General features: G+C 51.0%; 18 protein-coding genes. 11 read left to right on the plus strand and 7 right to left on the minus strand.

Features of this window, described 5'->3' with window-relative positions; genetic code table 11:
* Position 1 precedes the first annotated feature (1 nt).
* From bfr to CWI71_RS05865, 4 genes are all read right to left on the minus strand, one after another.
* Positions 2-478, minus strand: coding sequence for a bacterioferritin (gene bfr, locus CWI71_RS05850; RefSeq protein WP_126754336.1), 477 nt, complete (start codon positions 476-478; stop codon positions 2-4).
* A 36-nt stretch (positions 479-514) separates the two neighbouring features.
* Entirely contained in the window at positions 515-739 is a 225-nt protein-coding gene (locus tag CWI71_RS05855; protein WP_126754337.1) for a bacterioferritin-associated ferredoxin, read from the minus strand.
* Between the two features lie 83 nt (positions 740-822).
* Positions 823-1,257, minus strand: a complete 435-nt coding sequence (locus CWI71_RS05860; protein ID WP_126754338.1) for a DUF3429 domain-containing protein — start codon at positions 1,255-1,257, stop codon at positions 823-825.
* The gene (locus CWI71_RS05865) at positions 1,258-2,223 is read right to left on the minus strand and encodes a calcium/sodium antiporter (RefSeq protein WP_126754339.1); all 966 of its coding nucleotides are present in this window, start codon (positions 2,221-2,223) and stop codon (positions 1,258-1,260) included.
* An 89-nt stretch (positions 2,224-2,312) separates the two neighbouring features.
* Between CWI71_RS05865 and CWI71_RS05870 the strand changes: the two genes are divergently transcribed.
* Positions 2,313-3,281: a CorA family divalent cation transporter gene (locus CWI71_RS05870; protein WP_126754340.1), complete on the plus strand. Its 969-nt coding sequence runs from the start codon at positions 2,313-2,315 to the stop codon at positions 3,279-3,281.
* On the opposite strand, the gene CWI71_RS05875 is transcribed toward CWI71_RS05870, so the two are convergent.
* The 3 genes from CWI71_RS05875 to CWI71_RS05885 are packed head-to-tail and all read right to left on the minus strand — an operon-like array spanning position 3,258 to position 7,049.
* Complete coding sequence (locus CWI71_RS05875) at positions 3,258-4,367, minus strand: ABC transporter ATP-binding protein (protein ID WP_198678744.1); 1,110 nt, start codon at positions 4,365-4,367, stop codon at positions 3,258-3,260. The two genes, CWI71_RS05870 and CWI71_RS05875, sit on opposite strands and share 24 nt — an antisense overlap.
* Positions 4,354-6,021, minus strand: coding sequence for an ABC transporter permease (locus tag CWI71_RS05880; protein WP_126754342.1), 1,668 nt, complete (start codon positions 6,019-6,021; stop codon positions 4,354-4,356). Before CWI71_RS05880 ends, CWI71_RS05875 begins: the two co-directional genes overlap by 14 nt.
* Positions 6,021-7,049 carry a Fe(3+) ABC transporter substrate-binding protein gene (locus CWI71_RS05885; RefSeq protein WP_198678737.1) on the minus strand — a complete coding sequence of 343 codons (1,029 nt, stop codon included), beginning with the start codon at positions 7,047-7,049 and terminating at the stop codon, positions 6,021-6,023. Before CWI71_RS05885 ends, CWI71_RS05880 begins: the two co-directional genes overlap by 1 nt.
* A 159-nt stretch (positions 7,050-7,208) precedes the next feature.
* Between CWI71_RS05885 and CWI71_RS05890 the strand changes: the two genes are divergently transcribed.
* From CWI71_RS05890 to nqrF, 10 genes are all read left to right on the plus strand, one after another.
* Positions 7,209-9,104 carry a cation:proton antiporter gene (locus CWI71_RS05890; protein WP_126754343.1) on the plus strand — a complete coding sequence of 632 codons (1,896 nt, stop codon included), beginning with the start codon at positions 7,209-7,211 and terminating at the stop codon, positions 9,102-9,104.
* The gene (locus CWI71_RS05895) at positions 9,101-9,580 is read left to right on the plus strand and encodes a hypothetical protein (RefSeq protein ID WP_126754344.1); all 480 of its coding nucleotides are present in this window, start codon (positions 9,101-9,103) and stop codon (positions 9,578-9,580) included. Before CWI71_RS05890 ends, CWI71_RS05895 begins: the two co-directional genes overlap by 4 nt.
* A 2-nt stretch (positions 9,581-9,582) precedes the next feature.
* Positions 9,583-9,933 carry a BolA/IbaG family iron-sulfur metabolism protein gene (locus tag CWI71_RS05900; protein ID WP_126754345.1) on the plus strand — a complete coding sequence of 117 codons (351 nt, stop codon included), beginning with the start codon at positions 9,583-9,585 and terminating at the stop codon, positions 9,931-9,933.
* A gap of 86 nt (positions 9,934-10,019) precedes the next feature.
* Complete coding sequence (fabV, locus tag CWI71_RS05905; protein WP_126754346.1) at positions 10,020-11,207, plus strand: enoyl-ACP reductase FabV; 1,188 nt, start codon at positions 10,020-10,022, stop codon at positions 11,205-11,207.
* Between the two features lie 249 nt (positions 11,208-11,456).
* Positions 11,457-12,797: a Na(+)-translocating NADH-quinone reductase subunit A gene (locus tag CWI71_RS05910; protein ID WP_126754347.1), complete on the plus strand. Its 1,341-nt coding sequence runs from the start codon at positions 11,457-11,459 to the stop codon at positions 12,795-12,797.
* A gap of 2 nt (positions 12,798-12,799) precedes the next feature.
* The gene (locus CWI71_RS05915; RefSeq protein WP_126754348.1) at positions 12,800-13,996 is read left to right on the plus strand and encodes an NADH:ubiquinone reductase (Na(+)-transporting) subunit B; all 1,197 of its coding nucleotides are present in this window, start codon (positions 12,800-12,802) and stop codon (positions 13,994-13,996) included.
* The gene (locus CWI71_RS05920; RefSeq protein ID WP_126754349.1) at positions 13,989-14,777 is read left to right on the plus strand and encodes a Na(+)-translocating NADH-quinone reductase subunit C; all 789 of its coding nucleotides are present in this window, start codon (positions 13,989-13,991) and stop codon (positions 14,775-14,777) included. Before CWI71_RS05915 ends, CWI71_RS05920 begins: the two co-directional genes overlap by 8 nt.
* Complete coding sequence (locus tag CWI71_RS05925) at positions 14,770-15,405, plus strand: NADH:ubiquinone reductase (Na(+)-transporting) subunit D (protein WP_126754350.1); 636 nt, start codon at positions 14,770-14,772, stop codon at positions 15,403-15,405. Before CWI71_RS05920 ends, CWI71_RS05925 begins: the two co-directional genes overlap by 8 nt.
* A 10-nt stretch (positions 15,406-15,415) precedes the next feature.
* Positions 15,416-16,024 carry an NADH:ubiquinone reductase (Na(+)-transporting) subunit E gene (gene nqrE / locus CWI71_RS05930; protein WP_126754351.1) on the plus strand — a complete coding sequence of 203 codons (609 nt, stop codon included), beginning with the start codon at positions 15,416-15,418 and terminating at the stop codon, positions 16,022-16,024.
* 45 nt (positions 16,025-16,069) lie between these two features.
* Positions 16,070-17,311 carry an NADH:ubiquinone reductase (Na(+)-transporting) subunit F gene (gene nqrF, locus CWI71_RS05935; RefSeq protein WP_126754352.1) on the plus strand — a complete coding sequence of 414 codons (1,242 nt, stop codon included), beginning with the start codon at positions 16,070-16,072 and terminating at the stop codon, positions 17,309-17,311.
* Positions 17,312-17,324: the final 13 nt, after the last annotated feature.

Below are 17,324 nucleotides of genomic sequence, written 5' to 3' on the forward strand. Positions count from 1 at the left end.
CTTAGCCCTCCTTGTGCAGCTTGGTTTGCAGGTAGGTATTGGCACCTAAGTGGGTCATCAGGTCGAGCTGAGTTTCCAGCCAGTCGAGGTGCTCTTCCTGTTGTTCAAGAATGGTTTTCAGCATTTTACGGCTGACATAGTCCTGCTGCTGCTCGCATACATTAATGGCCTCTCGCAGCGCTTTCACGTCAGCAAGCTGAACCTTGTGATCAAGCTCAAGCATTTCGCGGGGCTCTTCACCGATGTAGAGTTTGCTCAGATCTTGCAGGTTGGGAATGCCACCAAGAAATAATAACCGCTCGATGATGTCATCGGCGTGTTTCATTTCTTCAATAGAGGCTTTGTAAATAACCTGATTCAGAACCGGGAAGCCCCAGTTTTTGTACATGCGGGCATGTAAAAAATACTGGTTAATAGCGGTGAGTTTACGCGTGAGAATACGATTGAGTTCTTGTAAAACTTTGGGTTCGCCTTTCATGGCCTACTCCTAAGCTTGGTGCATTTTGTACCTAGCTTAAGTGTAGCATACCGTTGTTGGCAATAAGGATTCTTCCAAAAAGCGCGCGTTACGTTCTTTTACTGCGTCGGCCAGTACGTCTTTTGCACAGCTTTTACAGCAACCGCATTGCGACGCAACGCCATACTGCTGGCGCAGTTCACGCATGCTGCTTACGCCTTCCTGATGGACAGCGCGGTGGATAGTTTTGTCGGTTACACCTTTACAAAGACAAACGTACATAGGAACCTCGTTTCGAACTCAGTTCAAATACTAATACAAATGCGAACGATTCGCAACAATATTTAGTTTGTCTTTGTCGTGCCTTACAACGAAATAATAATCAGGATCACGTGCAGTGCGACCACGGTAAAGGTTAACCGCGAACGCAGCTCCAGATACCAGAGCTCGTCGGGCAGGTGACGCTTCTCAAAGTTTAGCCAGAACAGGTGCATGAGCGCGAGGACGATCAGCATCGTTAGCGCTGATACCCAGATGCCGGCAAAAAAAACAATCAGGCCGACCACTGTGGGCACCATGCTCCACTTCAGTAAACGCATGGGGCTGCCTTCACTGTGAATGGCGACGCCCCACTGAACACCGCCGAGAAAACTTAAAATCAGCGCACTGTAGATGACGAATAAACGCAATGAGTGCTCAGCATAAACGTCCAGTAAACCACCTAAAGTAAAGGCGAGAAAGGGCAGCAAGCCCAGATAACCGAGCCGCTGCGCTGTACTGATTGCTTTTTCCTGCATCATTTAGAAGCCTGTTTTCAGTAAGTAAATGGTATAGCCAGTATAACAAAGTAATAGTATTAAACCCTGAATTCGGTTCAGTCGGGTGGGGCGGCGCAGGCGGAAACTGAAAATAGCCAGCAAGAATGTGAGCACTGTCATGGTCAGCCAGTCGCGGTTTAACACCAGGGGCTCAAGACCAATTGGCTCAATCACACCGGCAATACCGACCACCGCTAATGAGTTAAACATGTTGGAGCCAATAACGTTGCCCACCGCCAGGTCATGTTCGTTTTTACGCACTGCAGCGATGGCTGATGCCAGCTCAGGCAATGAGGTACCGATCGCAACGACGGTCAGGCCGATCACCAGGTCACTCACGCCGAGCGCGGTGGCGATATCGACCGCACCCCAAACCAGAACCCGGGAACTGATGACCAGTAACACCAGTCCGACGACCAGCCAGAACAATGACTTTCCAAGCGGCATCTGATGTTCTTTGATTTCCTGATCAAACTCGCTGGCCAGCACGTCATCTTTGCTGCGCATGCCCTGATAAATACTCCAGCCGATATAAAGCGAGAAAATTGCCAGCAACATCCAGGCTTCGACGGCGGTCACGGTTAAATCGTAAAGCGGCCAGGCCATGAGGATGGTCACAGCCAGCAGCAGCGGCATTTCGCGGCGTAGCACCTGGCTGCTCACGGCAATCGGCGCCAGTACGGCGGTGATACCCAGAACCAGGGCAATATTAGTGATGTTTGAGCCAAAGGCATTCCCCAGGGCAAGGCCCGGATTGCCCTGTAATGAGGCCAGCGCAGAGACCACCATTTCAGGTGCCGAAGTGCCAAAACCGATAATGACCATACCGATCAGCAGCGGTGGCATACCAAGGTGATTCGCAGTAGCTGCGGCGCCGTCGACGAACCGATCGGCACTCCAAACCAGTAATGCTAAGCCCAAAATGACTGCAACAACAGCAAGTAACATGCAAAAATCCTTAGTAAAGTAGATTCCCAATGGACTACTATTGTAACGTTAAAGTCTGGTTTTTTGGAACTGCATCCTAAGGAGATTGCATGTCAGCTCAGTCGAACGCGTCGCGTCCTGACTTTATTATCGATAGCTGGGACTTTTCATCCCATCCGGCGCAGCCTATCGAAACAGGATTTCAAGGTGCGCCAAATCGTTGGTTTCATATTCAGCGCGACTTGCCGGGCATTGCCGAGTGGCTGGAAGCTTCTGAAATTCCTGCGCCCTTAATTGACGCGGTCCTTGAAGAGGACACCCGGCCAAGGTTTGAACGTATTAATGAAGGCTTTCTGCTTATTTTGCGCGGCGTCAACATGGCCGAGGGCGCACGCCCGGAAGATATGCTCAGCTTGCGTATCCTTTATTACAAAGGAGCTGTTTACAGTTTCCGTAAGCGTCCCGTTCGCTCTGTTGCGGTGATTCGTGAGCGCCTGCAACGCCAGGACGGTCCGGAGACACTGCACGATTTTATTGTCATGCTGATCGAGGAGATGAATAACCGTCTGGAAGAGCTGCTAGATGTTATAGAGGCAGAAATGGAGGGACTGGAAGATGATGAGCGTGAAAGCACGTCCGTGCGGCAACGGAAATTGACAGAACTGCATCGTCGTATGTTACGTCTGGTGCGTTTCGTTCGCCCTCAGTTAACAGCGATTGAACGGTTGGCGGTCGATGCTCCAAAGTGGTTAGAGGCGGAGAACGTACAATGGCTGGTGAATGAGCGCGACGCTATTCAACGTGAGCTGGAGTCGCTTGAGATGCTGCTGGAACAGGTCTGGATGCTGCGTGAGCATTTACAACAGGAAGTAGCAGAAAAGATGAATCGCAATACTTACTGGTTGTCCGTAATTGCCGGCGTGTTCTTACCGATTACCTTTCTTACCGGTGTCTTTGGTATCAATATAGGCGGAATGCCAGGGGTCGAGAATGCGGATGCTTTCTGGATTTTTTGCGGCAGCCTGGCAGCGGTGGCGGTGGTCGAATTCTTACTATTACGCCGACTGCGTTTTTGGTAACACCGGACGGAACGAAGGCGCCTGGCTCGGTAAGCTGGGCAGTTCACAGCGGTCGGCCGCGAACACCACCAGGTGGTCGAAGTCAGGCCGCAGACCAATTTCGCTGCCGACCTCCAGTTGCTCATGGGATGGGCTGAGGGTTAACACCTCGACGCCACTGTCGAGCTCAACACTGTAAAGGTTATGCGCGCCACGGAAACCGCGCGCCTTAATGGTGCCGCGTAAACGCGACTCAGTGTCAGGCACCAAATCATCGGGGCGCACTAAAAAGCTAACCGGAGTACCACTTTCCACTTGCTCAAGACTTGGATGATCCAGCATGCCCAGCGGTGAGGCCATGGAGCCGCTGGCGGTCACTGTGCCTTGTAACAACACACCGTGGCCAACAAAGTCGGCGACCATCTGATGGCGTGGTTGGTGATACAGCTGATAAGGGGTTTCCCACTGCAGCAATTCGCCCTGATACATGACGCCCGCTTTGTCGGCCATAGCAAAGGCCTCCTGCTGATCGTGCGTAACCAGTAAGGCGGTAATTTGCTCGTTTTTCAGCAACTGCCGTACTTCCACCGCCAGTCGTTCACGCAATTCGGCATCAAGGCTCGAGAAGGGTTCGTCGAGCAGTAGCAGGCGCGGCCGCGGCGCCAGTGCCCGCGCCAGCGCGATGCGCTGTTGCTGGCCGCCGGAGAGCTCGTGCGGATAGCGCTTCTGATAGCCGGGTAGGCCAATACGACTTAGCAACTCATCAACCCGCTGCAATTTTTCCCGGGTGCTGGCATGGCGCATGCCAAAACTTATGTTTTCGGCCACCGTTAAGTGCGGGAACAGGGCAAAGTCCTGAAACACCATACCGATACCGCGCTTTTCCGGCGCCTGGGTAAACGCGGGAGCGGAAACGGTTTGCCCGGCCAGGCTGATACTTCCTGATGCAACTTGCTGAAAACCAGCAATCGCTCTTAACAGCGTGGTTTTACCGCAACCGCTGGGTCCGAGCAGACAGCCAATCTCACCCGCTTCCAATTGGACGGAAACGTTGCGGACAATGGCATTCTGGCCAAGGTGAACATGCAGGTGGTCAAGCTGTAACAGGGACAAAATCTTGCTCCTTGAGGGCGTTTTGCTGCGATTTTAACATAGCCCGCGACAGTAAAATAACCGGAATAAGACCCACCATGACCATCATTAACGCTGGTGGCCCTGCGTCGGCAAGACGCTCATCACCGGCCATTTCATAGGCGCGTACTGCCAGGGTATTAAAGTCAAAGGGCCGTAAAACCAAAGTTGCCGGTAGCTCTTTGAGCACGTCGACACCAACTAAAATCACTGCGGTGAGTACACTCGGGCGCAGTAACGGTAAGTGAATCAGGCGCAAGACCTGCAACGGGCGGTAGCCGTGAATGCGAGCGGCTTCGTCCATACTCGGACGAATTTCAGCAAGGCCGGCCTGCACGGTCTGAATGGCAACGCTCAAAAAGCGTACCGCGTAGGCAAAAAGCAGGGCAAACAAGGTGCCGGATAACAGTAGCCCCGGATTGTAGTCAAACCACTCAGTGGTGATCTGAATAATAACATTGTCAATTGACGTCAGCAGAACCAGTAAACCGACCGCAATCACAAGGCCGGGTATGGCATAGCCAAGCCCCGCAAAAGCAACACTGGTGCGAACCAATTTGGTAGGTAACTGACGTCGGCCGTAAGCTAACCATACCGCCAATGTGACAACCAGCAGGGCGGCGACCAGTGCCAGCGCAAAACTATTCCAGGTCAGTTGCCAGAAGTCGCTGTCGGTCCAGACTTGCCAGCGCTCCACGGACCAGGCAGCAAGCTGCAGTGCTGGCAGAAGAAAACCAAAAACCAGGGGTAACCAGCAGACCAGGCTGGCTAGCCAGGCTTTTCCGCCTTGCAGCTCGAAAGGCGCAGCAGGGCGTGGGTTACGTTGATCATAACGCGCCTGCTTGCGCGACCAGCGTTCCAGCAGAATCAGGGTAATCACTGCCGCCAGCAAGAGTCCGGCCAGCTGTAATGCGCCGGTAAGGTCGCCCAGACCATACCAGGTACGAAAAATTCCGGTGGTGAAAGTGGTGACGCCAAAGTATTGCACCGTGCCGTAATCGGCCAGGGTTTCCATCAGTGCCAGCGTGGTACCGGTTACGATAGCCGGGCGTGCCAGCGGTAAGGCAATACGTAAAAAACACTGCCAGGGCGAAAGGCCCAGGCTGCGGCCTGCCTCAAGCGTCGTGGCTGACTGCTGTAAAAAGGTCGCGCGCGTGATCAGATAAACATAAGGGAACAGCACCAGACTAAGTACCGCTATGGCGCCGCCAATACTGCGGATCTGCGGGAACCAGTAATCACCATAACTCCAGCCAAAGGTATCGCGCAGTAACGTCTGCACTGGTCCGCTATAGTCAAGCATCCCGGTATAGGTATACGCGGTAATGTAGGCGGGCATAGCCAAAGGTAATAGCAGTGCCCAACTAAGAAGTTTCTGGCCGGGGAAACGGCAGCTGGTGGTCAGCCAGGCGGTGCTGACACCTAAAATGATCACGCCAACCGCAACACCTACCATCAAGATCAGCGAATGCTGAATATATTCGGGAATAACTGTCTGCCAGAGGTGCTGCAGCGTGGTGAAATCTCCACCAAAGAGCAACTGCAGCAAAGCGAAAACAATCACCATAAGCGGAAGCCCCAGCACTAAGGCTGAGGCTACCAGTGACAGTTGTCGCCAACGTTGCTGCATTAACGCCAGCCTGCGCGGTTCATTAATTTAACGGCTGCGGCGTTGTTCTCACCCAGGTAACGCATCTCGATATCATCCATTTTAAAGTCGCCCCAGGCTTGCAGGCGTTCGCTCCATTCGACGTCGCTGACAGCAGGGTATTCGTTATTGGTTGCAGCATACCATTTCTGTGCTTCATCAGACAGCAAATAGGCGATTAGCTGCTGCGCTTCATCGGTGTTTTTCGCATACTTGGTCAGACCGATACCTGAAACGTTCACATGGGTACCAAAACTGTCCTGATTCGGCCAGAAAATACCGACTTTACTTGCGGCTTCACGTTCGGCCGGGTCACTTGAAGCTTCCATCAGACCCAGATAGTAAGTGTTCGCGACGGCCAGATCACAGACGCCGGCAGCGACTGCTTTAATCTGATCACGATCACCGCCAACTGGTGGCTTCGCCAGATTGCTGACCAGACCTTCAGCCCAGGCTTCAGTCTTTTCTTCGCCCCAGTGCTCAAGCAGAGCAGCAGTCAAAGACTGATTGTAAATATTGTCGGATGAACGAATACAGACATCGTTATCCCACTTAGGATCGGCTAAGTCCTGGTAGCCGCTCAGCTGACTGGGGTCGACACGCTCCTTAGCATAGAAAATGGGTCGTGCACGCAGACTCAGGCCGATCCACAGGTTATCAGCGCCATGCAAATGCGCAGGCACCGACTGCAGCACCTTGTCACTGGTTAACGGCTGAAAAATGCCAGCTTCCGCGGCGCGGTGCAGATTACCTGCATCCACTGTCAGGAACAAATCAGCCGGGCTATTAGCGCCTTCGTTCCGCAGGCGGGCTAGCAAAGCGTCACCATTACCGGTCAGTAAGCGTACTTCAATGCCGGTTTTTTCCGTAAACTGCTCTAATACTGGTTTGATAAGCGCTTCTTTTCGCGCAGAATAGACGTTAACAGTAGCTGCATGAGCTATGCTAGCTGATAGCGCAAAAGCAACAGCACTAAGAGATAACAGTTTTTTCACTTTAGGTAATCTCATAACTTGGTAACCTCGTAGTAGGGGCATACATCAAAATGTCTGTGCTTATTGTACCCAAATGCGAATGATTATCAACTAGAAGAGTAGGTATCTCGTGAGAGGTAGCTCATACTCACGAAAGTGTGCCGTCACCAGATTTTACAGGGAGTAGCAATCATTATGTCGAATATGTCAGCGCTCGCACTCATTGGCGTTCTCTCTATCTTTTGTCAGTGGACCGCCTGGCGTCTGAAAATTCCTGCCATTCTACCTCTGTTGCTGGTCGGTATGCTGGTTGGCCCCTCTCTGGGCTGGTTACAGCCAGACGCTGTCTTTGGAGATATCCTTTTTCCGGTCGTTTCTTTGTCGGTTGCCATTATTCTGTTTGAGGGCAGTTTGACCCTGCGTCTGAACGAGATCCGGGGCCATGGGCGTATGGTGACGCATCTGGTTAGTATTGGCGTGCTGGTAACCTGGATTGCGGCTGCTATTTGTGCTTACTTTCTGATGGATTTTGGCTGGGAATTGGCGGCACTTTTTGGTGCGTTAGTAGTAGTAACCGGGCCGACAGTCATCATGCCGATGCTGCGTTCGGTACGCCCGAAATCGAATATTGCCAATATTTTGCGCTGGGAAGGTATCATTATTGACCCGGTTGGTGCGCTACTCGCAGTTTTGGTCTTTGAGTTTATTATTGCCAGCCAGGGCGCGGGTTTTTTCCATGCCATGCAGGCGTTTGCGATCACCGTAGCAATAGGCTTTATATTAGGTTTCGCGGCGGGGCGGTTGTTGGGCATCGCCCTGACGAAAGGCTGGTTTCCCCACTATCTGCAAAACGTTGCGGTGCTGGCTATGGTACTTGGCGTGTTTGCCCTTTCCAACGCGGTGCAGCATGAATCGGGACTGTTAACGGTAACGGTCATGGGCATGGTGATGGCCAATACCCGCAATCTTATCCTCGACGACATCATGGAGTTCAAAGAAACACTCAGCGTGTTACTGATTTCGGGGCTCTTTATTATTCTTGCTGCGCGTCTTAACTTTGAAGCCTTTAGTGAGCTTGGCATGCCGGCAGTTATTTTGCTGGGCCTAATTATCTTTGCCATTCGTCCGCTAAGTGTCTGGGTATCCGCCATTGGTACGAAGCTTGACGTGAAGGAAAAGGTATTGCTCTCTTGGATTGCTCCGCGGGGTATTGTGGCTGCAGCGGTTTCTGCACTGTTTGCGCTAAAACTGCAACAAGCTGGCTGGAGCGAGGCCGAGCTGCTGGTGCCCCTGGTATTTTTAGTCATTTTAAGCACCGTTGTACTGCAGAGCCTCACCGCCAAGCCGCTGGCCCACGCGCTGAAACTACGCGAACCACCGGCGCATGGCTTTCTCATTTTTGGTGCAAATGCCACGGCACGAATGATAGCAAAAGCAATTAAGGAACATGACTTGCCCGTATTGTTGGCAGATACCAACTGGGAAAACATAAAAACCGCGCGGATGGAAAATCTGCCGGTCTATTTTGGCAATCCGACCTCCGAACATGCCGAAAACAATATGGATCTTAACGGTATTGGCAAGGTCATGATTTTGTCGCCCTATAAGCAATTAAACCCGGTGGTTGCGTTGCACTTTATGGACTGGTTCAAAGCGTCTAAAATTTATGGGTTGCCAACCAATGAGCACGATGCTCCGCGGCGCAATCAGTTATCGGAAAGTTATCGCGAGCGACTCAACTTGTTCGGTAAAGGTGTGACCTTTTCAAAATTAGCGAGTCTGACGTTTCAGGGGGCGCAGATGAAAACCACGGCACTGACTGAGAACTTTAACTTTACAGACTATCAGGAACGCTATGGTAACCGCGCTATTCCGATGTTCGCGCTGGATGAACGCAAGGTCTTACACGTTTTCACGACCGATCATACGTTTGAACCGAAACCCGGTTGGCAAATTATTGCGTTGATAACGGCTGATGAGATCTCGGAGCAAAAAGCCGCGAAACAGCTTCGCGAAAAAGAAGAGAAAGAAGCGCAGGAAGAAAAACAGCAAGGCACTAAAGAATTGAGCCAAACGAAGGATGCTGAATGAAACTGAATTATGTGAGCGCGGGGCTGATTACGGTAGGGCTGACGCTACTGAGTGCCTGCACACCGCAGCCGACACCCACCGATCAGGGCGCGTTGGATCTGGTCGCTGAAGTAAATCTGCAGAGTTTGCCGAACCGTGACTGGCAACTGAGTGACGGTACTTTACAATTAAGCTTTTGCCGCAACCGTATTAATGACGCGTTGCTGGCAGAAGCAGAAGATTTAAATCGCTGGCGCCTGATTCAGGAGCCTTCGGCATTGCCCGAGCGACGAATGGAAGGTTTACAGCAATTAGCCGATATTTACTCCGAGCACGGTGTTTTATTATGGCAGCAGTGGGGCACCGTCAGCTCACAATCCTATCGTTTAGCGGCGCCTGCGGATGCCGCCGAACCGTCGCTGGTGGAGGCGCTGGCACGTTTGGGACGCGATGAGCGAATTTGTTTTAGTGCGTTAGATAGCTCTGATGGAGGGTAATCATGTCACAGCAGCATAGTTCTCGAGCGCAAGCGGCGCAGCATCCCACGGCTATCGCTATCCGCGAAAAACTCTCTGCGGCACTGCCAATGCAACACCTTGAGGTGATCAACGAGAGTCAGTTACACGGCACGCCAACCGACGATTCGCACTTTAAATTGGTGGTCGTCAGTGAAGCTTTTTCCGGTCAACGCCTGTTACAGCGACATCGCAGTATTAATAAGGCCCTGGCGAGCCTGCTGGCAGGGCCGGTGCATGCGCTGGCGTTACACACCTATTGCCCGGAAGAATGGGCGCAACTGCATCAAGTGCCAGCGTCTCCGGCCTGCCGTGGTGGCAGCAAGAACAGCTAAGCTTAGCTACACTTAACTAATCAGATGTGTTTTCCGGCGGCGGTCGGGTAAACTGCCGCAAAACAAAAAAGGAACAGGACAAAACTATGGTTATTAAGCCGAAGATTCGTGGTTTTATTTGTACTAACGCGCATCCGGTGGGTTGTGCAGCTCATGTTCGTGAACAAATTGACTACATTAAGCAGCAGCCGCAAATTAAAGAAGCACCACAACGGGTGCTGGTTATTGGCTGTTCTACAGGTTATGGCCTGGCATCGCGCATCACCGCGGCCTTTGGCGCTCAGGCGCGAACCATTGGCGTATGTTTTGAAAAAGAACCGAGCGAAAAGAAAACCGCAACGGCAGGTTGGTACAATACTGCAGCCTTTCATAAAGAAGCACATGACGCTGGACTGTATGCTTACACCATTAACGGTGACGCGTTCTCTGACGAAATTAAAGAAGAAACCATTGCCCGCATTAAGGAAGATCTTGGGCAGGTTGACTTGGTCATCTACAGCCTGGCCTCACCAAAGCGCAAAGACCCCGATACCGGTGAAGTGTATAGCTCAACCCTAAAGCCAGTGGGTAAAGCCTATCGCACCAAAACCTATGACACCGACAAAGATGTGGTCAAAGAGATTGAGTTAGAGCCGGCTACCGAAGAAGAGATTGCCGATACCGTAAAGGTAATGGGCGGCGAAGATTGGGAGCGCTGGATTAACGCGCTGGCTGAGGCGGATGTTTTGGCAAAAAATGCTAAGACCACCGCGTATACCTACATTGGTAAAGAGTTGACCTGGCCGATCTACGGTCATGCAACCATTGGTAAAGCGAAAGAAGATCTTGATCGTGCTGCGAAGATGATTCGTCGTGACCATAAAGATTTGAATGTCGAGGCTTATGTGTCGTCGCTGAAAGCGCTGGTCACCCAAGCCAGCTCGGCGATTCCTGTCATGCCGCTGTATATCTCGCTGATTTATCGCGTAATGAAAGAAGAAGGCACACACGAAGGCTGTATCGAGCAGACCTATCGTCTGTTTACCGAGGGGCTTTATGCCGAGCAGCCTAAGTGGGACGCAGCGGGTCGTCTGCGTATGGACGCTAAAGAAACCAATGAAGAAACCCAGGCAAAGGTCAAAGAGCTGTGGGATCAGGTCACTCAGGATAACTTTCATGAGCTTGCCGACTATGCGGGCTATCACGCTGACTTCCTGAAACTATTTGGCTTTGGTATCGATAGCGTTGACTATGATGCTGATGTCGATCCTGTAGTAACCTGGGAACAGTCGTAAGTCTTCAATAAGCTATTCCCGATCAAGGAAATCTCCTCAAATTTTGTGCCGTGTAAGGTGGTAACTCACGGCACAAAAGTGCTAAAATGCCCGCCCTAGGTGACTATGTACAAAATTCAGTCAGCGCAGTGAGCTCGCGGTTCGCCTGGGTTTATTGCGCTAACTATATGATTTATCAGGTTTCAGGGGCTGCAAAGTCAGCACAACTGAAGAAAGATTCATCTTCCCTAACGAGTAGTGCAAACGCGTATGATTACGATCAAGAAAGGGCTGGATATTCCTATTAAAGGAGCACCCCAGCAAACTATCGAAGATGGTCAATCCATCACCACCGTTGCCGTTCTGGGTGAAGAGTATGTGGGTATGCGCCCAACCATGCATGTCAAGGTTGAGGACCGCGTTAAAAAAGGCCAGGTACTTTTCGAGGACAAGAAAAACCCAGGGGTGAAATTCACTGCACCAGCTGCTGGCGTCGTAAAAGACGTCTTACGTGGCGCGAAGCGTGTGTTACAGGCTGTTGTCATCGAAATCGATGGTGACGAGCAGGAAACCTTCGCCAAACACGACAGCAAAGAACTGGCGAACTTAGACCGTGAGAAGGTTGTTGAGCAACTGAATGACTCCGGTCAGTGGGTTGCATTACGCACCCGTCCGTTCAGCCGTTCACCGAAGCTGGATGCAGAGCCTGCAGCTATTTTCGTAAACTGCATGGACAGCAACCCGCTGGCGGCCGATCCAACCGTGATCATTGCGGAACACCAGGAAGCTTTTGTTGATGGCTTAAAAGTGCTGAGCACCTTAACCAAAGGCAAGCTTTACGTGACAAAAGCGGCTGATGCGAAAGTTGATACCGGCGATGTTAACGCTCAGGTCGAAAGCTTTAAAGGCGTGCATCCTGCAGGTCTGGTCGGCACGCATATTCACTTTCTTGAGCCAGTGACCATGCAAAAGCAGGTCTGGCATATCAATTATCAGGACGTGATTGCCTACGGTAAACTCTTTACCACTGGTGAAATCTTTACCGGCCGCGTGGTTGCCTTAGGTGGGCCAAGTGTGAAGAACCCACGTTTGCTACGTACTCAGATGGGCGCAAACTTGCGTGAACTGACCGAAGGTGAGCTATCTGAAGGCAATCAGCGTATTGTTTCTGGCTCAGTTCTGAACGGCCACAAAGTTGATGACGCACATCAGTGGCTGGGTCGGTTCCATGTTCAGGTCAGCGTACTCCCTGAAGGCGATCAGAAAGAGCTCTTCGGATGGATTCGTCTGGGTAGCGATCAGCACTCGATCACCCGTGCGTATTTGGGGCACTTAACGCCGAAAAGTGGTTTTCGCATGAATACCTCCACCAATGGTTCGTCTCGTGCAATGGTACCGATTGGCAACTATGAGCGTGTCATGCCATTAGATATTCTGCCAACTATCCTGTTACGTGATCTGTTATCTGGCGACACCGACGAAGCTCAGAAACTGGGCTGTCTGGAGCTGGATGAAGAAGATTTAGCGCTTTGTACTTATGTTTGCCCGGGTAAATACGAGTACGGCCCAGTGTTGCGTAATGTGTTGACCACGATCGAGAAAGAGGGCTAATCATGAGCTTAAAAAATTATCTTGAGCGCATTGAGCCGGACTTTGAAAAAGGCGGCAAGTACGAAAAGTGGTATGCCCTCTATGAAGCAGTGGCAACTATTTTCTATACGCCTGGTAAAGTAACCAAACACCGAACTCACGTTCGCGACAATGTCGACCTGAAGCGGATCATGATCCTGGTATGGTTGATGACGTTCCCGGCCATGTTCTGGGGTATGTACAACGTTGGTAACCAGGCAGCGATGGCGCTGGCCAATGGTTACGAGCTGTCTGATGCATGGCAGGTTGGCTTATTCCACTTGCTGGGTGGCGACTTTACTGATGCCGGCTGGATCACGAAACTGTGGTACGGCGCCTGTTTCTTTGTGCCTATTTACGCCGTCACCTTTATTGTCGGTGGTTTCTGGGAAGTATTGTTTGCCAGTATCCGTAAACACGAAGTCAACGAAGGTTTCTTCGTTACCTCGGTGCTGTTTGCGCTCATTCTGCCAGCCACGATTCCATTGTGGCAGGTCGCTTTAGGTATCACCTTCGGTGTGGTGATTGGTAAAGAGATCTTTGGCGGTACGGGGCGTAACTTCCTGAACCCAGCCCTGACCGGTCGTGCGTTTCTGTACTTTGCCTTCCCTGCGCAAATTTCAGGTGACACCGTCTGGACTGCGGTAGATGGCTTCTCCGGTGCAACGCCATTGGGTCGCGCCGCTGTGGGTGAAAACTACTTCGATAACATGGACCTGTGGTGGGATGCCTTCTTAGGTAACATCCAGGGTTCTGTGGGTGAAGTATCGACCCTGATGATCCTTATCGGTGGTCTGGCACTTATCTATTTCCGTATCGCGTCCTGGCGTATCGTTTCTGGCGTATTCGTTGGTATGGTCGCGTTATCTCTCTTATTTAACGTCATTGGCAGTGAGACCAACACGATGTTCCAGATGCCATGGTACTGGCACCTGGTAGTGGGTGGCTTCGCCTTCGGTATGATGTTCATGGCAACTGACCCTGTGTCAGCTTCGTTTACCAATAAGGCTAAGTTCGCTTATGGCTTCCTGATTGGTGCAATGACTGTGCTCATCCGCGTGGTGAACCCGGCATACCCGGAAGGCATCATGTTGGCGATTCTGTTCGCAAACGTATTTGCACCACTGTTTGACCACTTTGTAGTGCAGGCAAATATTAAACGGAGGCTCGCACGTGGCTAAGAAGAACGAATCCTTAGGCAAAACACTTTTTGTCGTGATCACGCTTTGTTTAGTCTGCGCGATCGTTGTTTCAGGTGCTGCGGTGGGATTAAAACCACTGCAGCAGAAAAACGCCGCGCTGGATATGCAGCGCAACGTACTTGATGCGGCGGGTTTGCTTGAGCCGGGCGTAGACGTGGTTGAACTGTTTAACGAGCGGGTCGAAACCAAGCTGGTGAACCTGAATACGCTGGAAATTGTTGAACAGGCGAACGGTCTCGGACCCATCGCTTATGACCCGATCGCGGCAGCCAATAAGCCGGAGTGGAGCACCACGCTTGAAAAAAGCGAAGACGTTGCAGGTATTGGTACCCGTGAAGACGTCACCAAGCTGTATTTCATCAACGATGAAGACGGCAACCTGCAAACCCTGGTGGTTTACGTTCGTGGCTATGGTCTGTGGGGCACCATGTACGGTCTGTTGGCACTTGAGCCTGACCTCAACACAGTGCGCACGATTAACTTCTATGAACACAGTGAAACCCCGGGCCTGGGTGGTGAAATCCAGAACCCACGTTGGGTAGCCCAGTGGGAAGGCAAAGAAATTTACGGCGACGAGCTGGAAGAAGTGAAATTGGATATCGTTAAGAACCCAACTCAGGAAAATCACGATATTGACGCGCTCTCAGGCGCGACGCTGACCAGTAATGGTGTCGATAATACCATTGACTTCTGGTTCAGTGAAAAGGCCTACCGCCCGCTACTGGAAAAAATTCGCAAGGGGGAGCTAAGCAATGGCTAGTACTGCAAAAGAAATGAAAGAAGTCCTGTTTGGGCCGATTTTTGCTAACAACCCTATTGCCCTGCAAATCTTAGGTATTTGTTCGGCACTGGCGGTTACCTCGAAAATGGAAAACTCCTTCGTGATGTGTATTGCACTCACTTTGGTTACCGCATTTTCGAACTTGTTTATTTCACTGATTCGTAACCACATTCCATCGAGTGTTCGGATCATCGTGCAAATGACCATTATCGCCAGTCTGGTTATCGTGGTTGACCAGGTACTTCGTGCTTACGCCTATAGTATTGCCAAAGAGCTATCGGTATTCGTTGGTTTGATTATCACCAACTGTATCGTTATGGGCCGTGCTGAAGCCTTCGCGATGAAGAGCTCGCCAGGTCTGTCCTTCTTAGATGGTATCGGTAACGGCTTAGGGTACTCGGTAGTACTGATGACAGTTGCCTTCATCCGTGAACTGTTCGGTTCAGGTAGCTTGTTCGGTTATCAGGTGTTCTCACTTGCCTCTGAAGGTGGCTGGTATCAGCCGATTGGTCTGTTACTGTTCCCACCGAGCGCGTTCTTTATTATTGGTGGGTTTATCTGGGTACTGCGTACCTTCCGCCCAGAACAAGTAGAGCCGCAGGACTAAGGAGCCGATCATGGAAGCCTATATCAGTTTATTTATTAAATCGGTCTTTGTTGAGAACCTTGCCCTGACGTTCTTCCTTGGAATGTGTACGTTCCTGGCAGTCTCAAAAAAGGTCGGCACAGCCTTCGGTCTGGGTATTGCGGTTATCGTGGTACTGGGTATTTCAGTACCGGTGAACAATATCATTTACCACAACGTTCTGGCGCCAGGTGCGCTGTCGTGGGCTGGTTTTCCTGACGCGGACCTGAGTTTCCTGCGATTCCTGACCTTTATCGGTGTTATCGCAGCGCTGGTTCAGATTCTGGAAATGACACTCGATAAGTACGTACCTGCGTTGTATAACGCACTGGGTATTTTCTTGCCGTTGATTACCGTAAACTGCGCCATCTTCGGTGGTGTAGCCTTCATGGTCGAGCGTGACTATAACTTTGGCGAAAGTGTCGTGTACGGTATTGGTAGCGGTGTTGGCTGGGCACTTGCAATTGTTGCTCTGGCTGCGGTGCGTGAGAAGCTGAAGTATGCAGATGTACCTGATGGCCTGCGTGGTCTGGGTATCACCTTCATTTCAGTAGGTCTCATTGGTTTGGGCTTTATGTCATTCTCTGGCGTATCCCTGTAACTGCACCGATAACTTAAGCAACGGATAATTAAGAGGTAAAAGTCGATGCAAGGGCAAGATTTAACACTTATAGCGCTTGGCGTAGGCATGTTTACCGTGATCGTACTGATTTTGGTGGCGATTATTATGTTCGCCAAATCGAAGTTGGTACCTCAGGGTGATGTCGAAATTTTGATTAATGACGACGAAGACAAGAAGATTACCACGCAACCGGGTGGTAAGTTGCTTGGCGCACTGGCGAATGCTGGTATCTTCGTGTCGTCAGCTTGTGGTGGCGGTGGCTCATGTGGCCAGTGCACCGTGAAAGTGACTGAAGGTGGCGGTGACATTCTGCCGACCGAACGTGATCACATTAACAAAAAAGAGGCACGTGAAGGCGTGCGTCTTTCTTGTCAGGTGAACGTGAAGCAGGACATGAAAATTGAACTGCCGGAAGAAGTCTTCGGTATTCGTAAATGGGACTGCGTGGTCAAATCGAACGACAACGTTGCGACCTTTATTAAAGAGTTCGTAGTACAGCTGCCGGAAGGCGAAGAAGTACCATTCCGTGCCGGTGGTTATATTCAGATCGAAGCTCCACCGCATCATATCCGTTACAAAGACTTTGATATCGCACCGAAATTCCGCGGTGACTGGGAACGCTTCGGCTTCCTTGACTTAGAGTCTGTGGTGCATGAAGAAACGGTGCGTGCTTACTCAATGGCGAACTACCCGGATGAAAAAGGCATCATCATGTTGAACGTGCGTTGCGCGACACCGCCACCGAATGACCTGAGTCTGCCACCGGGCAAGATGTCTTCTTACATCTTCAGCCTGAAAGCCGGTGACAAAGTAACGATTTCGGGTCCATTTGGTGAGTTCTTTGCCAAAGAAACCGACGCCGAGATGGTATTCATTGGTGGTGGTGCTGGTATGGCACCAATGCGGTCACACATTTTCGACCAGCTGCGTCGTTTAAATACCGATCGTAAAATTTCGTTCTGGTACGGTGCGCGTTCGAAGAAAGAAATGTTCTACGTTGAAGATTTTGACATGCTGCAACGTGAAAACGATAATTTCGAGTGGCATGTGGCACTGTCGGATCCGCAGCCTGAAGATGATTGGGAAGGCGATACCGGCTTTATCCACAACGTACTTTACGAGCGTTATCTGAAAGATCACGAAGCTCCGGAAGACTGTGAGTTCTATATGTGTGGTCCACCAGTAATGAACGCGGCGGTCATCAATATGCTTAAAGATTTGGGCGTAGAAGATGAAAACATCATGCTTGATGACTTCGGTGGTTAAGCTATTGGAAATT

It is taken from the genome of Pseudidiomarina insulisalsae (assembly GCF_003987065.1).
Taxonomy (GTDB): Bacteria; Pseudomonadota; Gammaproteobacteria; order Enterobacterales; family Alteromonadaceae; genus Pseudidiomarina; species Pseudidiomarina insulisalsae.

Excerpts from the sequence above, each read along its gene's own strand:
- bfr (WP_126754336.1), bottom strand. The coding sequence starts at position 478 with ATGAAAGGCGAACCCAAAGTTTTACAAGAACTCAATCGTATTCTCACG.
- CWI71_RS05855 (WP_126754337.1), bottom strand. The coding sequence starts at position 739 with ATGTACGTTTGTCTTTGTAAAGGTGTAACCGACAAAACTATCCACCGC.
- CWI71_RS05860 (WP_126754338.1), bottom strand. The coding sequence starts at position 1,257 with ATGATGCAGGAAAAAGCAATCAGTACAGCGCAGCGGCTCGGTTATCTG.
- CWI71_RS05865 (WP_126754339.1), bottom strand. The coding sequence starts at position 2,223 with ATGTTACTTGCTGTTGTTGCAGTCATTTTGGGCTTAGCATTACTGGTT.
- CWI71_RS05870 (WP_126754340.1), top strand. The coding sequence starts at position 2,313 with ATGTCAGCTCAGTCGAACGCGTCGCGTCCTGACTTTATTATCGATAGC.
- CWI71_RS05880 (WP_126754342.1), bottom strand. The coding sequence starts at position 6,021 with ATGCAGCAACGTTGGCGACAACTGTCACTGGTAGCCTCAGCCTTAGTG.
- CWI71_RS05885 (WP_198678737.1), bottom strand. The coding sequence starts at position 7,049 with ATGAGATTACCTAAAGTGAAAAAACTGTTATCTCTTAGTGCTGTTGCT.
- CWI71_RS05890 (WP_126754343.1), top strand. The coding sequence starts at position 7,209 with ATGTCGAATATGTCAGCGCTCGCACTCATTGGCGTTCTCTCTATCTTT.
- CWI71_RS05895 (WP_126754344.1), top strand. The coding sequence starts at position 9,101 with ATGAAACTGAATTATGTGAGCGCGGGGCTGATTACGGTAGGGCTGACG.
- CWI71_RS05900 (WP_126754345.1), top strand. The coding sequence starts at position 9,583 with ATGTCACAGCAGCATAGTTCTCGAGCGCAAGCGGCGCAGCATCCCACG.
- fabV (WP_126754346.1), top strand. The coding sequence starts at position 10,020 with ATGGTTATTAAGCCGAAGATTCGTGGTTTTATTTGTACTAACGCGCAT.
- CWI71_RS05910 (WP_126754347.1), top strand. The coding sequence starts at position 11,457 with ATGATTACGATCAAGAAAGGGCTGGATATTCCTATTAAAGGAGCACCC.
- CWI71_RS05915 (WP_126754348.1), top strand. The coding sequence starts at position 12,800 with ATGAGCTTAAAAAATTATCTTGAGCGCATTGAGCCGGACTTTGAAAAA.
- CWI71_RS05925 (WP_126754350.1), top strand. The coding sequence starts at position 14,770 with ATGGCTAGTACTGCAAAAGAAATGAAAGAAGTCCTGTTTGGGCCGATT.
- nqrE (WP_126754351.1), top strand. The coding sequence starts at position 15,416 with ATGGAAGCCTATATCAGTTTATTTATTAAATCGGTCTTTGTTGAGAAC.
- nqrF (WP_126754352.1), top strand. The coding sequence starts at position 16,070 with ATGCAAGGGCAAGATTTAACACTTATAGCGCTTGGCGTAGGCATGTTT.